The sequence below is a fragment of the Hydrogenovibrio kuenenii DSM 12350 genome (assembly GCF_000526715.1).
GTDB lineage: Bacteria > Pseudomonadota > Gammaproteobacteria > Thiomicrospirales > Thiomicrospiraceae > Hydrogenovibrio > Hydrogenovibrio kuenenii.
In genome coordinates this window covers 35,674-53,638 of the sequence record NZ_JAGP01000001.1, presented here as the reverse complement: position 1 = coordinate 53,638, position 17,965 = coordinate 35,674, and the positions used below count along the sequence as shown (strand labels likewise).

The following is a 17,965-nucleotide window of genomic DNA, read 5'->3' as shown; positions in this document are numbered from 1 at the left end:
AGCGACATGTTATGTATTATCAACTTGTTTTACTTCTCTAAAACCGATTGTATATGCTCATAGTTTTAGGCAACTTATCTTTATTTTTTAATAGCCACCTATGACCAATAATCAGCTCCAATTTAGTCAATGATGGTTTTTCTACTGCTTTAGATAAAATATCTGATATTTGTGTTGCTAATAGCTCATCTCGTTTATTCCAGTCCACTCTGACATGCCTAGTGGGAGGGCTAGCATCAGGCAAATTTTGATAAAGCCAATTTTTTTCGTGCATAAATAACCAGGAAAATGCAGCATTATGCTTTTGTCTAATTTGCTGTCGAGCCCAATTGGGATGACTTTTGACTACCCTTAAAATTTCGGCTTTATACTTTCTTCGTTTAGAATGATATCGACATTTCTTACGATGCTCGACTAATCCATTTTCTGAAGAAATAAGCATTTCTATCGTTCCAATTGAAACATCAAATTGTGATGCTATCGCTCGTCGATGAAACCCTCTCCAAGCCATTTTGCGAGCACGAGCTTTTATTCTCTGAGTTAAAACTATTGGCTCTTTCAAAACATCAATATTATTTAATCCGGCTAACCTTTTGAGATAAGAGACACTTTTACCCGTTTTTCTAGCCACCTCGGCTAAGGACAATCCTTTTTGAAGGTATTGAATACAATTTTTTCTAGAAGAGTCTTGATAGTCTATGGAAGGCAATGAGGGTTCAAAATTTAACGTTTTTTGAGAAAGCTGGCTTAGGAAAAAATTAAATAGCAAGTATTTGAATGGATGCTGTGCAATGTTTGGTATGAATAGATTTGTTAAATAACGATAATCATTTTCATTTTTTGGTAAAAGACTATGGCTGTGAAAATCAATGGCTTGCACGCAGTCAAAAAAATCCTGACTCAATTGATTTCTTCTTATTCGACCACCTTTAGTTACATATCCACCACCAATCAATTTGTACTTAAGCTCTGCCAAATTAAATTTTTGGTTTTGTTCAGAAACACTTTTCAAAAATTCGAAACAATACTGAGACAGTTGACCATGCTTTTCATTGCAAAGAGTCGATTCTGACAAAAGTGGTAAAAAGCCTTTTTTTATGTGAGGCCGCTCAGGCAAATCAAGCTCAATTAATCTAACATTATGAACAGGGCAGCTCTCTATACCAGGTATTTGATGACTTCTGTGCCAATAGGTCACCCCATAGCTTTGAATGTCTTCCTCAGAGCAAACAGGACAATAATTTACAGTAACCTTTTTGGTCTCCCGAAAATTCGATAAACAGCTATGCCTAAAAGCCATAGCTCCCTCATTTTTTAAAAGAGAGTGATAAATTTTTTTTCCTGAGACAGGCATCAAGTAGATGAAAAGGGAGCCAAGAGTTTGATTCCGAAACAAATCATATGTATCTTCACCTGAAATTTTTGCAATCTCAGTCAAACCAACTGTAAGAAAAGGGTGGATACTCAATCTTGGATTTTGAAAAATTCGTTTCAAGTACTCTTTTTCGTTAAATCCCAAAACTGTTTGATGTCGAATCAATCTACTGTATAGAGTTTCGTCGGGGAGCTGATTCGGGAATAACATGTTTCTATCAGTCTCTTTTAAGTAAGCTGCTGAAGAGGGTCATCTAGAAGTAAATTGTTTTGCCGCAAATATTTCAATGGGTCTTCCTGATCAATGGCACATCTCAAAACGTCAGGCGATTGAATTCTTTCTATTAAAGCGACATCCTCTATTAACTCTCGAAGCCTAAAATGAAATTCGGGGTGTTGCACTCTTGTGACATCTGCTACAAATTTTTTGTTCGTCTCTACCTTAATTGCAGCATGTGATGATTCTTTTTGTGGTTCCATTTTTTTATTTCGTCTTGGCAATAAGTTTTGTTTTCGGAGCTCCAAAACTTCAGCCGTCTTAGATGAAAGTCCACAAGTTGTGGCATAAGCTTGCTCTAGAACAGCTTCTGTAATTCTTTCATCACCCGAACCAATCACAAGCCTTTGAGCATCTCTGTAAATTCTGTGAGCCAAATCAAGATTTCCAACAGACAATTCAAATAATTTGTTATTCAAACTCTCTGTCAATTCAGTGGTTACATTTGTCCAATGTAAATCCCATAACTCACGGACAAAATAATCCCATCCTTGACTTTCTCTTTTCAAAGGATGCATCTCAAAATAACCACCGCTTTCCGCTCTTCGTGCTGCTTTCAAGGTTTTAGCCAAAGTTGCATTAAATGGTGGGTTTGCACAAAATAATATTGGAACCCCTAGCTTGTTAACTAAACTGTGGAGGAAATTAAGTAAGTTGTTCTCTCCGCCAGTGCGCTTAAATACAAGCCTTTGCATTTCATCAATAACGAGCAGTCCCAAAAAATTTGATTTAATTTTTTGCTCAATTTGTCTCATTAACTTAGGAATAGTTGCTTCGGGTTTTGTCAGCTCACCTGAAGCCGCATCAATCATTGATAATATTTCCTCACAAAGCTCTCTCACACTCGAATTATTAGGGCAATCTACTTTTATCCACACAATTTGTCGAGTGAACTCCATTTGCTTACCCTGATAGGCTTCATGCTCAATAACATTAGGAAAATAGTTCAGTAATTGCTCTAGCATACTAGTTTTACCTACACCACTTTCTCCAATGAGAGTTATTCCGTCGGCTTTTGGTTCAAAAAAACCTGTTTTTGGCTCAATTTCAGGAAGTTCATCAATAGGATAATGTAAGTATTGCGCCGTGGTTGGTGTAAAAGGGTTCTTACTTGAGTAACCAGCTTTTATAGCGGATTCAATTGCTCTAAAACATTCATAATAAATTGGAAGAGGCTGCCTCAGAGATTTAAGTCTCTGAGTATATTCCTCCCTTACAAGGGGATCTGCGTGAAATCTAACCTCTTCATCAATTGCTGGATAGTGGGCAAAGGACTCCATCAGCGTTTCTGCACTCTGTTTTTTTGGCAATGCCTCAATAAAGGGATTACCCTGATGCTCAGGCAGTATCGCTTTATGGTATATAGCCTTCACCTTTCTCATAATCTCGCCACCTTACTTTTTCTTTCTCCGCGGAAGATAAACGACGCGATCATTTGACCTCTCATCATCCATTGCCTTTTCAGGAGTTGGCATATCTTTAACTTCAGAGACTTGATGTACTGTTTTTTTAAGTTCGTCTTCACGGTTTTGTCGAATTCCAGAAGAATCTACTAATTTTCGTTTACCGTCTCTCTTTAACCTTTTTTTGCCAACGGCCTCTTGTATACTCCTATTCGAGTCAAAATTTGAATCCAAATTTTCAGCAATATGTTTCGCTTTTTTATCCTTTAACCAATCTTGAACAAAATCCGCATCGATTAAGGAATTGCCGGCATACATTGAACTCCTTTTGGTCAAATCACACCTAACAAAGCTGGATGTCTTATCAAATCGAACATAAATATAGTCCGCGGTATTTTCATTAACTCTTGCTTCAACAGTCCAACGCCCATTAACTCTAGCAATACTTGCTAAGTTATTTTCAATCAACTTATCACAGCCATAGTAAATGTCGTTATAGAAAATACCATTTCTAGTAACACTTGCTTTATCTGCAGGGTAAAGCTGCCCAATCACATCTTCACGATTTGCTTTTTTTAGTGCATGTTGATGGTTTTTTAAATGAATTTTCCAAAAATTTAGTGGCGTCGGAGCTAAATCGTTTCTAATCAATGCATCGTCAATCGTTGCAAGACTATCGTAAATGGTCTTATTTAACTCTAATACTGCTAGTATTAATTCTTTAGTAAATTCTTTCAGAGTGTACACAGCTCGGCTTTTTGGATTTTCATCTCCTCGAACGACTTGCCTGCCACGAGTCGTTCCTAATAACTGATGTATCACTTTGCTATTAAGCAACCCAAACCTTCTTTCAACCATAGACTTGAAATCGCCTCTATAGGGCGGAGCAAATTGTAGTTCAGTAAAAGGGACTATAGTTTGCTGAGGTTGAAGGCCAATCATTTCTCCGTTATCGCACATCAATCTCAACGGAGCATGATGGCAAGGCCACTCAGCATCAACAATATCAACATCAAAACTTTTACAGTATTCCGCCTTTGGTAAAAAAGCATTGGCCAGTGCTAACCTTGCTGCTCGCCAAGAAGCATGGAACAGTGAAACATTTAATCCTACAATCATGCCACTAGCTCTATCCACAATCGAATAAATTGTTGGACGACCTAAAACTGCATTAGCTCGAAAACTTGAAACGATATGGACATCAGCTACTGTTGCGTCTAACTCAAAGCAACTACCAGGTACTTTCCATTCATCTTTAACGCTTCCAATGACCGCTCTGCTTTTTAAATTAATATGGTGCTCAGAATTTCTTTTGCGGATGATTTCATCTTTTGTGAAAAATTGGCGCTTCCAGTAACTAAATTGTCGAAAACTTGGTACAAGTGGGACTCGCCCTTTTAGTTTTGCCAACTTTAATTCTTCCGAATGATGTTTTTTTAAAAAATCTTCATAAACTTTTTTTAAAGCAGGGCCATTCACAATTAAGAAGTGTTTTTTCAAGTATGACTTGATGTTTTTTTTATCCACTGGTTGCAGGACATATTTTTCAGAAGTTGTAACGGCCAAGGTTCTAGTGCTCTTTGGTGCTCCTAGAGTACTACTTTTTGCAATTTTAGGCTTTCCTGGCGCGCCGCTATTCTGATAAAAGGGAAGTAACGCATTAGATGATTGTCCGAACTTCCAATAAAGAGTTAGTAATCGCGCTAATCTTTTTCGATAAGTTCCAACTTTGGTGGCATGCTCTGCAAGCCTAGAAATTTTTTTATTTTTGGCATATTCATAAATGAATTGGCTATCTTCTATTAATCCGCTAATCAAGTACAGATTATGATTTCTTTTCTTTAATTCTTTTTCCGATATTTCTGAGTCAGCTTTCTGCATGAAACTGGGCAATTCAAAATCAAATTTGATAATGGATTTATCGGTTATTGCTTCTTCAAAAAAATCTAGTGGCACACATAAAGGTTTGATTTCTGCCGTCTGATTAATTATTGGAAACAAGATTATTTCTTTTGTTTGAAAAACAACAGATATCACCCTGTATAAACCATCTTCCAAACCCAGCACATTTTTAGCATTCCAAACACTATTTCCAAGAATTGGCATATTTGGCCTCCTTCATGGAAATTAAAGACTGAATTTCAATAATTTCAGAGCTCTCAATTTCATAATCCAAGCATACCGATATCATCTTCAAGGCAATTAAAGACCTTAAAAGTTCAAGACCTTGCCCCGATTCAATATTTAAAAGTTGTTCAAACTTTTCAACCACATCCTTTTTTAAAAACTTCCCTATATTAAGAATAGCAAGCGCTCCCTGAAGAATAGAATCATCAAAAGCTTCTCGTTGTCTTATTGCGTGTGTAAACCAATTAATGTTTTTGCTCTGTAATTTTGTCTTTTCATTACCTGTAAATATCCAAAACTTAATACCCTGCAACTCCCACCAGACCCGTTCAATCTCAATTTTTTCAAGACTACGAGCAGACAATAACCCTTCAGGCTTTACTGAAACTGCTTCATAAAAAATTTCGTTTTCAATACGCCTCGTAATCAAAAAATCAGTTGTTAAGACAATTGGCTCTTTAGATACTGGATGTTTTGGGTGCTCAATACAAAGCAGTGAAGAAATACTTATAGAAAGAGGTAGAGGTATCAATGGAAACTGCTCTCGAATATCGACAACAGAATCATTAAACTCCAAAATATAGAATAGTTCTGTTTCAAGTGACGAAAGTGTGTGATGCACTCGTCTCGTTTTCAATCCGAAAATTTCTGATCTAGTGCCATTAGAGGGAACATCTTGAACCCTTAACCATGGTTTGTAATCCTGACCATTTCCCAAACCATATTTATGCTGCAAAGCGCGATTGAAATCTTGATTTGACTGCAATTTTCTTCTAGGCATAGAAGCTTATCCCATAGAGCTTTAACCTAGTTAAGTTTAACTTAAAAAAAAGAAGGGACAAACTTTATTGTCTCTTTTCGTTAAAAAGGACAAACTTTGTTTTAAAAGGACAAACTTTATTGTCTTTTCACAGCATTATACAGTTTGCGCCGCAGCAAATCCTGACGACCAAGCCCATTGAAAGTTATAACCGCCTAACTGCCCGGTTACATCCAACACTTCGCCTGTAAAATACAGTCCGGGTTGGTGCTTGACTTGGCAGTCCTTCGACTGAATCATGTCTGTATCCACGCCACCAAGCGTAACTTCAGCCTTATCATAGCCTGCTGTATCAGAAGGATATATCGCCCAATGCGTTAACAAATGCGCATAGTTCTTAAGCGTTTCATGTGAAACCTCTGCTAAACGTTCGGGCATTGGAAACTGACTTAACCAGGCTTGAGTAAACTTTTTTGGCCAAAATTGGTTAAGCCATTTATACAGATATTGGTTAGATTCTTTCAATGTCAGCAAGGATTCATAAACGTCCAGATTTGGCAGCAAATTAATCTCAATACCTTGTCCTGGCAGCCAATAATTAGATATCTGTAAAATTCCAGGGCCACTCAACCCCTGGTGAGTAAACAATATTGCCTCATTAAATATCGGAGTCTGTTTGCTTTCTGCTACCAAACCCACACTCACATCAAGCGCAATACCGCTTAATTGCTGGCAAAATGTTAACCACCTATTATCCAACAGCAAAGGCACCAAACCCGGCCGAGATGCGTTAACCGCCAAACCAAACTGCTTTGCTAGGCGATAGCCTAAATCCGTCGCCTTTAATTTTGGGAAAGACAAAGCACCCGTCGCCACAACCAAAGACTCACACTGAACTACGCCTTGCGAGGTTAATACCAAATAGCCTTTCTTATCGGATAGCGCAGAGACTTGCCGAATGTCTGTACCAAGCCAAAGCTCGACACCCGCCCAATCACATTCAGTTCGTAGAATTTGAATCAAATCGCCCGCTCTCTGAGCACAAAACAGTTTACCGAGCTCTCTTTCTTCGTATTCCAAACCATGTCGATCAACTAGGTCAATAAAGTCTTGTGACGTATAACGCGAAAGTGCGCTTTTAACAAAGTGTGGATTAGCGCAAATATAGTTATTAAAGGATGCATTAACATTGGTAAAGTTGCATTTACCGCCACCTGAAATTCGAATTTTCGCTGCCGCTTTAGGAGCATGATCCACCACTAAAACAGAGCGCCCGCGATAGCCCGCTTGCGCTGCACACATTAGACCCGAAGCGCCTGCTCCGAGGACAACAACATCAAATTGGATAGGTGAATCAGTCATATTGATTAGACTTGAGGATAAGGTTTTGAAATGGGTCACACAATAATTTCATAGGCATGTTTTCTAGCTTCTGCCTCCTGTTTCAAAACTTCAAGACCTTCCACAGCTAGTTTATTTACGCCTTCCACGCCCATTTCTATGCTGCGATTCCCATTCTCGGAAATAGTCGGCAAACTGAAAAGCCTTAATTCAGGAAAGCGCTCTTCAAAGGATTCCATAAACTCAACCCACTCCGATTCCTGCCCCCCAATTAGTCGAATGGAAAGCTCAATTCTAGGTTCTTGCTGCCAATCAGAATAGTAAGTATTGAGCACCCAACTCATCATCGGCTGTGCCATCATAGGGAAACCCGGCATAAAATAGTGCTCTTGAATAGAAAAACCTGGTACGCGGTTAAAGAAATTAGGAATAATTGCAGAACCTTTAGGGTACTCTGCCATATGTATCCGTTGCGGATATGCCTCTTTACCAAACTGTGCTTCAATCTCGGAGACGGCGTCAGGGTGACGTTCAAGCGGTAGTTCCAAAGCAGCGGCGGCACTCTGTCGGGTACGATCATCAGGTGTAGCGCCTATGCCGCCGAAGCAGAACACCACATCACCCGAAGCAAAACTTTCTTTTAGCGTCTGTACGAGAAAATCAGCATGGTCACCTACTATTTTGACCCAACTTATCGACAGACCTCTAGGCCGAAATAGTTCATTCGCTTGCTTGAGATGTTTATCTTGGCGCTTACCAGATAAAATTTCATCACCAATTATGATTAAACCGATGTTTTTCGACATAAGCAACCACCCAAAGTCTCAATATTCATAAATACACTAAACTGTATTCTAAACTTTAGTGTGAATAATTTGGAAAAAGCTTAGGCGTTTGAAGCAAGAGGGAACTGAATAACCATTCCTTCATCCAAAGCTTTAGGATGCCAGTCAGATAAAACTTTTGTTGCTTCTGACATCACTTCATTCTTTTTGAAAGGAGGTAAGTGCGTTAAATAAAGCTTAGGATGGCTTTCAAGCTTCTGCAAATCTTCAGACAAAGACTCTGGATAATAATGTTTGGCTGCCTTACTGATAACACTTTCACAGGCAAGATACTGGTCATCAACAATCAACAAATCAACCGGGTCATATTGATTCAGCGCATGCCAGAACTGATCATTTTTTGCACAATCGCCCGTAAAAGCAAAACTGCCCGAACCAGTTGATACTCTGAACCCTACTGTCGGAACCGTATGTTCCGCAGGCAACACTTGAAAACGAAAATCATCCAATACAAAATCATCACCGACTTTAATAGTATTAAACCTAAGCGCTGGATTTTCTGGCGTTGGTAGCTTGGCAAAATCAGGCCAAATCACACCGTTGAAAATATGAGCTTTCATCGCTTCTATCGTATGTTCGAGTGCAAATACTTCTACTGTGTGCTTCATTTCGCCAATAGTTGTATTCAACAAAAAAGGCAAATTACAAATGTGATCCAAATGGCTATGCGTTAACAGTACATAACGAATATTAAGCATCTGCTCCTGAGAAAGACGACTTGATCCCGTCCCCGCATCTATTAATACAGAGTCTCCGAGCAAAAAAGAGGTTGTTCCAGTTTCTGGTGAAATGCCCCCACTGGCTCCCAATACTGTTAATTTCATTAAGTTATGTCCACGTAGTAAAGCGTCTAGTCTCTATACTAGAAAGATCAAAATCTATAGTTATATTCACGTACAATTTAGCTTTTTTTTGACTTAAACACAACCAAATTCATATTTTAGATTCCTTCCTTCTTTTTCATTTTACAAAGGCAAACAAATATGACAAACTTATTGAGATTATTTGTATTCCTAGAAAATATAAGTAAATGAAATAAAAAGAGTTTCTAAAAATGAACACGCCGCTTTTAGACAAAATCAGCCAACTCAACCGTATTGGCATGGCTTTGTCTGCTCAAACCGATATTTCTAAGTTGTTGTGCGAAATCCTTACCAGTGCTCAACAATTGACAGGTGCGGATGGTGGCACTTTTTATAGAGTACTCAATGGTTCTCAGCTATCTTTTGACGTTGTCCAAAATACCAGCCTGAACATTGCTATGGGTGGTTCACATCCTACACATGTTCCTTTTCCACCTATGCAACTTAGACAAGCTGATGGGACAGAAAACCTTTCTGCCATTGCCTCTTACGTCGCGAATAAAGGTGAAACCGTTAACATTGAAGACATTTACTTTGCTGAAGAATTCGATTTTTCTGGCGCGTTGAAATTTGACCAAACAGTTAATTATCGCACCAAGTCTATGCTCACAGTTCCTCTAAAGAATGTTGATCAAGAGGTCATTGGTGTTCTTCAACTCATTAACTCAACGGATGAAGAAGGGAATGTCATTCCTTTCTCAGATGAATCCGAAAGTCTTGCCAAATCACTCGCATCCCAAGCTTCTGTGGCATTAATTAACAGGCAACTCATTGAAGAGCATAAAAGTCTATTTGAATCTTTCACCAAGCTGGTGGCCGATGCCATAGATAAAAAATCACCCTATACAGGTAAACACTGCCAAAGAGTGCCTGTTATTACCATGATGATTGCTGAAGCTGCAAACAACGTGAATTCCGGTCCTCTTAAAGACTTCTACATGAACGATACTGAGAAGTTTGAACTTGAAACTGCTGCTTGGCTACATGATTGCGGAAAACTCACTACGCCCGATTATGTTATGGATAAATCCACTAAGCTGGAAACCAAATATGATCGAATTGAACTGCTTAAAACTAGACTAACACTAAAAGCTTACCAGAACCTACTTCAAACAAATGATACAAGCCCAGAAGCCTTTGACTTTCAACGCAAAGCCTATCAAGCTATTTTTGAACAGCTTAAACGAATCAACAGCAATGAATTTTTAACCGATGAAGACAAGCTTTTTCTAGAAAACCTCTCCAAGGAAACTTATCTGTCATTGGATAAAGAGACCCTGCCTCTTTTAACAGAAGATGAGCTCACCAATTTAACCATCCCCAAAGGCACACTAAATGACGTAGAGCGTGAGCAAATGCAAGATCACGCTACAATGTCTATTTCTATGCTTAGCGTACTGCCTTTCCCAAAAGAGCTCAAAAATGTTCCAGAGTATGCGGGGGGGCACCATGAGCGCATGGATGGACAAGGTTATCCTAACCACCTAACCAGAGAGCAACTTTCGATTCCTGCACGCATGATGGGAATTGCCGATATTTTTGAAGCCTTATCTGCAGGTGACCGTCCATACAAAAAAGCAAAAAAACTATCTGAAAGCTTACGCATTCTCGGTTTTCTGAAGCTTGAAGGTCATATTGATCCTGACTTGTTTGACATTTTCGTGGAACAAGAAGTGTATATGGATTATGCTAAAAAGTATTTACAGCCTGAACAAATTGATGAAGTGGTGAAATCTGAAATTCCAGGTTATGGAAAATAACCCTTCTTTACACAATAAAAAAGGCGCTTAAAAGCGCCTTTTTTACTTCTAACCGAACACATTCATTACTCAAAGGCAACGTTTACACCAATATTTAAACTATCGTCCATATTTTGTGTATGTTGTTTAAATTCTACACTTAATTTGCGATACCCCACATAAGCAATAGCACTCGGTAAAATGCGGGCTTCTAAACGAACGTCACCCTGAGAAGCACTTTTTACATCACCAAAAGAAGTAATCGGTGGCGCATACAAGCCATCAAATCCAATTGCCATTGGCATTTCTGTAGGCAACCAATAACGACCATTGAATCCTAACATAGCGCCATAGCCTGTATTTGGTGAGGCATTATCATCTGCATAAAACAGCTTACCAGAGATTCCTAGCTCAAGGTTTTCACTATCAGCCATACCCTTTCGACTAATACTTCCAAACACATCTAGAAACTTATCGCCTGGACGATTAAAAAAGTAATCAACCCCTAAATTGGTAATTTCTTGAGCAGACTCTCTTAACGAATAAAGCCCAAAATTAGCGGCATCATTCGATAAGGATACATCCAGCCCCATATGTCCGTCATAATCCCCTGCCTTTGCTTGCAAAGATAAAATACCTAAAGATACAACGATAAAAGTTCTTTTCAATAGAGTTAAACTCATTTTTTACAGCCTTATTTATTTACTTCTTTCATTTGATCAACCGCGTTAGATACCTTATCACCCGTTTGTTGAATGCTCTGATTAGTTTCTTGCGCTTTGTTTAAAACATCATTTACAAAATCACGACTATCAAACCAATTAAAAGCGATGGATAAAGTACCAAATACAACCAATATGATTAACAAAAATAATTTATTCATAATGTATCCTTCATTCCCTCTGAGACGCTTGAGACTTGTTGACTCTATCTATGTAATTCATTGTCGCGTTAATAATAGCCTGTGCAATGTCTGCTGTAAATGCATCCATCGCTTGTTTTCTTGCATCTGATGTAGATTTAGCCATCGCAGGATATTCTTTACTTACGCTGGCAAACGTTCCGCCAAGATCATTAATCATTTCGGCATCTGCTACCAATGAGATTTTTTGCTTACCTTGCGCAACACCATCGTCATCAAACTCTAGGAAATACTTAATAATCAAATCAGGTCTACGTACAGATACAGGCACACCTTGCTTGATTAAAGACTGTTGTAAATAAATTTCAAAGGGCTTTGAGTCAGCAGTCGTGGCTTGTAAATTTACCATCAATTCATCGAACTTATGCGTAATGTAAGTGTTAAGCAGACCTGCTAATTCATCTGAATTCAAGCTAATTGGCTTCTTCAGAAACACTGAAAGTGCATCACGGGCTCGTTGACGCGTCTCTAGCGCCGGCAGTGCTGGTAAAACAGAGAGCAACTGTGCCAAATCTGATCCACGCTCGCTGACATGAATAAAATCATGTAATTTTTTATCCGCTGCCAACAAAGTATCGCCCAAACTTGAGGCTATGTCTTTTTTTGTCAGTTGAACCCAGACACTTAACTCTTTCGTTGCTTTATTTTCATACACCGCTTTGATCTTAGGCTGCGCATACTGAAGTGAGGGGATGCTATCACGCACTTTTGTTCTAATTTTGTGCTCAAACTCACCATAAGAATCTTCAACAGAGGAAAGCGTTTTTAAGTAATGCGCCTGCATCTCTGCATTAACCTGTTGGCGAATCTTATTAGCGCCCTTAGACAAAGCCAATGCTTTAGTTTGTTGTATATTGCCGTTTATTGGCAAAGTCACCACTCGATCATAACTGGCATTTGATTTAGGCGGCTTTAAGACCCAAGCTAGAGCTTTATTATCGATTGCTGCGTCTAATTCTCCAGTCGTTTTTTTATTTGATAACTGGGAACAAGCTGTCAAATTTAACAAAGCCAAAAGACCAATAACCAAAAGAAAATAATCGGAAAATCGATTCTTGTGTGCGTTCATATTCAAACTGTCCTTAAATCTTGGATTTAATCAACTTGATTATCCATAAATAATTGCTCTATATCATACCGAATTAATACGTAGATTTTCCCGTTTTATGAGTTGTTTTTAGCACTGCGCCAACTTCTCACATCAAAGCGTTCAGGGTGACATGCATCCATAAGAGAAGCAGGCAAAATCTGAACGGAACCCGACACATCCGCTGCTATCATTTCTGCCGCCAAAAACACTGACATCAAGCCTCTTGCACCGTGACCATTCGATACAAACAAACCCGATTGATATTTTTGTTCTGGATAACGGAAAACCGCATGCGTATGCGACTGAGAGTAGTAGACCTGCTGCGCCCATTTAAAATCTACAACTGGACCAATCATCGGTAAATGATCAGGTGTTGTTGGCCGAAAGCCAATTTTTCCTTGGACTAAAGATACTTCTAATGAAGTATCCGTATCCAATGCTTGGGTGAGCTGCGCCAAGTTTTCCTGATGAGCTTTTTCTGACATGTCATAGGATCGATCTGGCGCTTCAAAAGTAGCACCTGTCACACCAAAAATTTCATGCCCTTGTTTATCCACCTGCGCACGACATGGACAGGTATAGCCTTTATGGGTGACCGCTATTGCAGGTAGATTAATATGATCTTCTCTTGAGAAATGTGTCACCTGCCCTTTTACAGGACGAATCGGCAAGTGAAATTGCTCATTCAATTCATCACTCAACGCGCCAGTACAAAGCACCACGGCATCTGCGATATGATTAGATTTATCAGTTAAAATCTGCCAGGCTGGGTCGTTAGAATCTTGATTTTGACTAGCATTGCAGCTTATTTCAGTAACTGAATGCGCCCAATTTACCTTGATATTTGGATGCGAGAGGCATTTCTTTATCACAGATTGTGGTTCTATCCAGCCACCTTGAGGAAAAAAGGTTCCTGAATAGGCTGTTTCCATACCAAGCCGAGTACTCGCAGTATCTTGATCACACCAAACAGCAAAATCTTCTGGTAGTCCGACGCGACGAAAGGCATCCTGCAACCGCTTGAATTGCGTCTCATCCACCGCTAGCTGCATCAAACCATCTAAACTGCCATGAATTTCACCGGCTTCCAACCAAGGCAACAACCATTTTAAGGTCGTTTCAAACCCCTTTAGATAAAACTGACTTCGCAAGTTCCAATCTGCCGTAACCAATGGATGTACTGCTCCAGCGAGGTTTCCTGATGCTTGGGCAGCATTATCAGAAGGGCACCCCCACTCAGGTTCAGGCTCTGCATCAAGCACCGTAACCTTTGCACCCAAATTTGCTAATTGATAGGCAACGGCAGAGCCCGCCAAACCAGCGCCAACCACACAAATTCTTAAGTCAGAAATATCTTTCTTTAATGCCGGAACACGACTAAACCATGGCCACTTTGGTGAATAACGCCGCTCATGTAGCAATCGACCAAAACACATTTCGCGTTTATGCCCAAACCCGTCGTCCTTCTCAACCTCAAATCCAGCATCTTCCAGACCTCTACGCACCTCTCCAGCCACGGTAAAAGTAGCAAAAGTCGTATCCTTTTGGCTTAAACGGGCCATTTGTTTGAACAACTCAGGTTGCCACATTTCTGGGTTTCGAGACGGCGTAAAGCCATCCAAATACCAAGCATCCACTTTGAAATTACATTCTGGTAAACCCTTCAGGACATCACCAAACCAAAGCGTCAGCCTAACCCGACCATTAAATAACCAGAGGTCATGCCAGCCAGGTAATCGAAGTGGGTAGTTATTAACCAACTCTTCAGATAGCTCTTCTAATTCAGGAAAAGCGGCGTGAGCTAGAGATAAATCCTCTGCTTGCATTGGATATTTTTCAAATGAAACAAAGTGTAAATCCGGAACAGCCTTGGATTGCCCGATTTTCTGCCAAGTCAAAAGCGTTGCCAGAAAACTCAGACCAGTACCAAACCCCGTTTCGGCTATGCAAAACACCCCCAGCCTGGCAGATTTTCGTGATTTTTCAGGTTCGTGATAGGCGGCAAGGCGCTCGGCAATGTGATTGTGCTGCAGAAAGATATAATCGGTTTCTGCTAAGCCGTCATTAATAGAATAATAATGATCCTCAAACTGATCTGAATAAGGGGTTTGATTCTCCGCCCAGCGAATATTTGCATAGGGATTTAATTTTTCAGAAGCCATTTTTCACTTTAAACGAACCAGATTACAAATCAAATAACGCCTTTTAATACGGCTAAGTTTGAGCGTCACACTACATCTTTTCTAGCTTGGCAAAAGCCGTTACAAGCCATTTAAGACCAGCATGCTTAAAATTCACCTGCACTCGGGCATGATCTCCCGAGCCTTCAGTGGCAATCACCATACCTTCACCAAACTTCTGATGAAATACACGCGAACCTACCGCATAGCCTGTTTCTTCAATTTTTGCCGAGGCAAAAGGCGTTGCACCGTAACGTCCAAAGCTTTCACCGGATGAACCGTAATTTGAATTGGTCAGACGCACCGCCTCCACACATTCTGGCGGAATTTCTTTAATAAAGCGTGACGGCTGAGGATAAAACTCATTGCCATGCATACGACGACGGTTAGCGTAGGTAATGATTAACTGTTGCTCAGCACGGGTAATACCAACATAAGCCAAGCGTCGTTCTTCTTCCATGCGCAAGGCATCTTCTTGTGACTGCTGCGATGGAAATAATCCTTCTTCCAGACCAATCATTAATACCAAAGGAAACTCTAACCCTTTTGCCGAATGCAAGGTCATCAGTTGTACGGAGGACTCCCATTGATCTGCCTGTTGCTCGCCCGCTTCTAACGCCGCTTCAGCAAGAAACTCTGCCAGTGCAGATTCAAATGCGGACGTTTCCAGCCCTTCTGCTTGCGCTTCGGTTTCTACCCAAGGTGCCGCCTGAGGCGTGTCATCGGCTAAATTAGCCGTTGCATCTTCTACTAAGGTTTGCAAAGTATTTTTCGGCTTGAACTGGCTCACAGCATTAATTAATTCATCAATGTTTTCCAGTCGGCTTTGCCCTTGCTCAGATTTGTCTTTTTCAAAATGCATTTGCAAACCAGAACGCGAGACCACTTTTATGACAATGTCTTTTAAATCTTGGTCTTCACAAGCCTCAGTTAAATCGTCAACTAAGTTCAAAAAGCCGGACACCGCCGTTTTTGCCCTTGCGGTAAAAACGCCATCTGTCAGTTCTGCTGCAGCCTGCCAAAGCGAAACCTGTTGTTGCTTAGCCACTTCTCGAATCTGGTCAGCCGTTTTATTGCCAATGCCTCTTGGCGGATGGTTATAAACACGCTCAAAGGCGGCATCATCATTACGGTTAACAATCAACCTAAGATAAGCCAGTACATCCTTAATTTCTGCGCGGTCGTAGAAGCGTAACCCGCCATAGACGCGATAGGGAATTTTCGCCTGTAGCAACCCTTGTTCGATGACACGAGATTGTGCATTAGAGCGGTAAAGCACCGCTACATCACCACGACTACCGCCTTGCTGCTCCCAGGCTTCAACCTGATTGCAGACATAACGCGCCTCATCAATCTCATTAAAGGCTTCATATAATTTAATCGGTTGGCCTTCATCCCCGGCACTCCATAGGTTTTTACCCATACGTTCTAGGTTATGAGAGATTAAATGGTTTGCGGCCTTCAAAATCGTGCCGGTTGAGCGATAGTTTTGCTCCAAACGCACTGTTTTTACATCAGAAAAATCAGCATCAAACTGACGAATGTTTTCTATTTTTGCTCCACGCCAACCATAAATAGACTGATCGTCATCCCCAACGATAAACAACTTGCCTCTCGCCCCAGCCAACACTCTTAACCAAGCATATTGCAAAGAGTTTGTGTCTTGAAACTCGTCTACAAGAATATACTGATAACGCGCTTGATAATGCGCCAGTACTTCTGGATTTTTTAACCAAAGTTCATGGGCTCGCAACAAAAGCTCAGAAAAATCGACCAGGCCGGCTCTTTGACACTGCTCTTCATAAGCTTGATAAATTTGAACCATTTTGGCGACAAATGGATTATGTCCCGGGTCAATATGATGTGGACGTCGTCCTTCTTCCTTCTCACCATTAATAAAAGCTTGTACTTGCTTGTGCGGCCATTGCGCTTCATCCAACTCCATTGCTTTCAATAGACGCTTGATAACACGCTTTTGATCGTCTGAATCTAAAATCTGAAATGTTTGCGGCAGCCCCACTTCTCGGTAATGGGTTCTTAACAAACGATAGGCGATACCGTGAAAAGTACCCATCGTCAAACCTTGCGCTTGTGCACCGATAAGCGCTTCAACTCTTGCACGCATCTCGCTCGCAGCTTTATTGGTAAAGGTAACCGCAAGTATATTGTAAGGTGACAACTTCATCACCTCGGTTAGCCAAGCAATGCGATGCACCAATACGCGAGTTTTACCACTGCCGGCACCTGCGAGAATTAACGCATGGCGATTGTCGACCGTTACGGCCTCACGCTGTGCGTCATTGAGATCTTCGATTATGTAAGAAATGTCCATGTAGCTTCAGAAAGGTTATGTGTCTTATTTAGAATTTGCAGCCATTATAACAATGCCAGATAACAATGCCCGCTGAATTCCGAACAAAGAAAATCTTTGTACGACTTTAAGAACAGCCCCTACAAAAACTTTACTTTCTTACTAAATTGTCACAATTTTTTACTTGCACTATTTAAATAAACAATGTAATAATGGCAAAAATTTCGTATACCGCACCTCTGTAAGGTGCCTCAATAAGATAAATTCTTGTCGGTTCTGACGCCTTTTCATAGGTTTTCAATCCCCTTACTTAATGAATGTAAACTGTCAGCCGTACAAGTAAATTTTATATTTTTTAGGAGTATAAAAAGTATGAGCGATCATATTATTGCAACTAGCGATGCTAACTTTGAAAGTGAAGTGCTTCAATCAGATGTTCCAGTTTTAGTCGACTTTTGGGCTGAATGGTGTGGACCATGTAAAATGATTGCACCGATTCTGGATGAAGTTGCAACCGAATATGCCGGTAAAGTAAAAATTGCTAAACTAAACATTGATGAAAACCCATCTACACCACCAAAATACGGTGTACGTGGTATTCCAACACTTGTATTGTTCAAGAATGGTGAAGTTGATGCTACTCAGGTTGGCGCACTGTCTAAATCACAATTAAGTGCGTTTCTTGACGACAATCTATAATCCATTTCGTGGGCTTTGACCTTCAAAGCCCACA

Annotated in this window: 14 protein-coding genes; 2 read left to right on the top strand and 12 right to left on the bottom strand. The window is 40.2% G+C overall.

Translation table 11 applies throughout. The features are described from left to right. Positions 1-37 precede the first annotated feature (37 nt). From N745_RS0100190 to N745_RS0100160, 7 genes are all read right to left on the bottom strand, one after another. A complete protein-coding gene (locus N745_RS0100190) occupies positions 38-1,585 on the bottom strand; it encodes a TnsD family Tn7-like transposition protein (RefSeq protein ID WP_024850123.1) in 1,548 nt (515 codons plus the stop codon). A 17-nt stretch (positions 1,586-1,602) separates the two neighbouring features. After that, positions 1,603-3,033: an ATP-binding protein gene (locus N745_RS0100185; RefSeq protein WP_024850122.1), complete on the bottom strand. Its 1,431-nt coding sequence runs from the start codon at positions 3,031-3,033 to the stop codon at positions 1,603-1,605. Between the two features lie 12 nt (positions 3,034-3,045). Then, positions 3,046-5,160, bottom strand: coding sequence for a hypothetical protein (locus tag N745_RS0100180; protein ID WP_024850121.1), 2,115 nt, complete (start codon positions 5,158-5,160; stop codon positions 3,046-3,048). Beyond that, the gene (locus tag N745_RS0100175) at positions 5,141-5,962 is read right to left on the bottom strand and encodes a TnsA endonuclease N-terminal domain-containing protein (protein ID WP_024850120.1); all 822 of its coding nucleotides are present in this window, start codon (positions 5,960-5,962) and stop codon (positions 5,141-5,143) included. The genes N745_RS0100180 and N745_RS0100175 overlap by 20 nt, the downstream gene beginning before the upstream one ends. 135 nt (positions 5,963-6,097) lie before the next feature. Further along, positions 6,098-7,303 carry a BaiN/RdsA family NAD(P)/FAD-dependent oxidoreductase gene (locus N745_RS0100170; RefSeq protein ID WP_038070763.1) on the bottom strand — a complete coding sequence of 402 codons (1,206 nt, stop codon included), beginning with the start codon at positions 7,301-7,303 and terminating at the stop codon, positions 6,098-6,100. Positions 7,304-7,338: 35 nt separating this feature from the next. Continuing rightward, positions 7,339-8,088, bottom strand: coding sequence for a competence/damage-inducible protein A (locus N745_RS0100165; protein ID WP_024850118.1), 750 nt, complete (start codon positions 8,086-8,088; stop codon positions 7,339-7,341). An 80-nt stretch (positions 8,089-8,168) separates the two neighbouring features. Continuing rightward, positions 8,169-8,951, bottom strand: coding sequence for a 3',5'-cyclic-nucleotide phosphodiesterase (locus tag N745_RS0100160; RefSeq protein ID WP_024850117.1), 783 nt, complete (start codon positions 8,949-8,951; stop codon positions 8,169-8,171). Positions 8,952-9,181: 230 nt separating this feature from the next. Between N745_RS0100160 and N745_RS0100155 the strand changes: the two genes are divergently transcribed. Next, positions 9,182-10,750 (top strand): HD family phosphohydrolase, encoded by a 1,569-nt coding sequence (locus N745_RS0100155; protein WP_024850116.1) that lies wholly within the window; start codon positions 9,182-9,184, stop codon positions 10,748-10,750. A gap of 65 nt (positions 10,751-10,815) precedes the next feature. Here N745_RS0100155 and N745_RS0100150 read toward each other — a convergent pair whose 3' ends face one another. The 5 genes from N745_RS0100150 to uvrD all read right to left on the bottom strand — a co-directional run bounded on the left by N745_RS0100150 (position 10,816) and on the right by uvrD (position 17,253). After that, positions 10,816-11,412, bottom strand: coding sequence for a YfaZ family outer membrane protein (locus N745_RS0100150; protein ID WP_024850115.1), 597 nt, complete (start codon positions 11,410-11,412; stop codon positions 10,816-10,818). An 11-nt stretch (positions 11,413-11,423) separates the two neighbouring features. Then, positions 11,424-11,612 (bottom strand): hypothetical protein, encoded by a 189-nt coding sequence (locus tag N745_RS0100145; protein ID WP_024850114.1) that lies wholly within the window; start codon positions 11,610-11,612, stop codon positions 11,424-11,426. Positions 11,613-11,622: 10 nt separating this feature from the next. Beyond that, positions 11,623-12,720: a hypothetical protein gene (locus N745_RS0100140; RefSeq protein WP_024850113.1), complete on the bottom strand. Its 1,098-nt coding sequence runs from the start codon at positions 12,718-12,720 to the stop codon at positions 11,623-11,625. A 95-nt stretch (positions 12,721-12,815) separates the two neighbouring features. Beyond that, positions 12,816-14,903: a bifunctional tRNA (5-methylaminomethyl-2-thiouridine)(34)-methyltransferase MnmD/FAD-dependent 5-carboxymethylaminomethyl-2-thiouridine(34) oxidoreductase MnmC gene (gene mnmC / locus N745_RS0100135; RefSeq protein WP_024850112.1), complete on the bottom strand. Its 2,088-nt coding sequence runs from the start codon at positions 14,901-14,903 to the stop codon at positions 12,816-12,818. A gap of 70 nt (positions 14,904-14,973) precedes the next feature. Next, positions 14,974-17,253, bottom strand: coding sequence for a DNA helicase II (gene uvrD / locus N745_RS0100130; protein WP_024850111.1), 2,280 nt, complete (start codon positions 17,251-17,253; stop codon positions 14,974-14,976). A gap of 351 nt (positions 17,254-17,604) precedes the next feature. Between uvrD and trxA the strand changes: the two genes are divergently transcribed. Next, positions 17,605-17,931, top strand: coding sequence for a thioredoxin TrxA (gene trxA, locus N745_RS0100125; protein ID WP_024850110.1), 327 nt, complete (start codon positions 17,605-17,607; stop codon positions 17,929-17,931). The last annotated feature ends 34 nt before the right edge of the window (positions 17,932-17,965 follow it).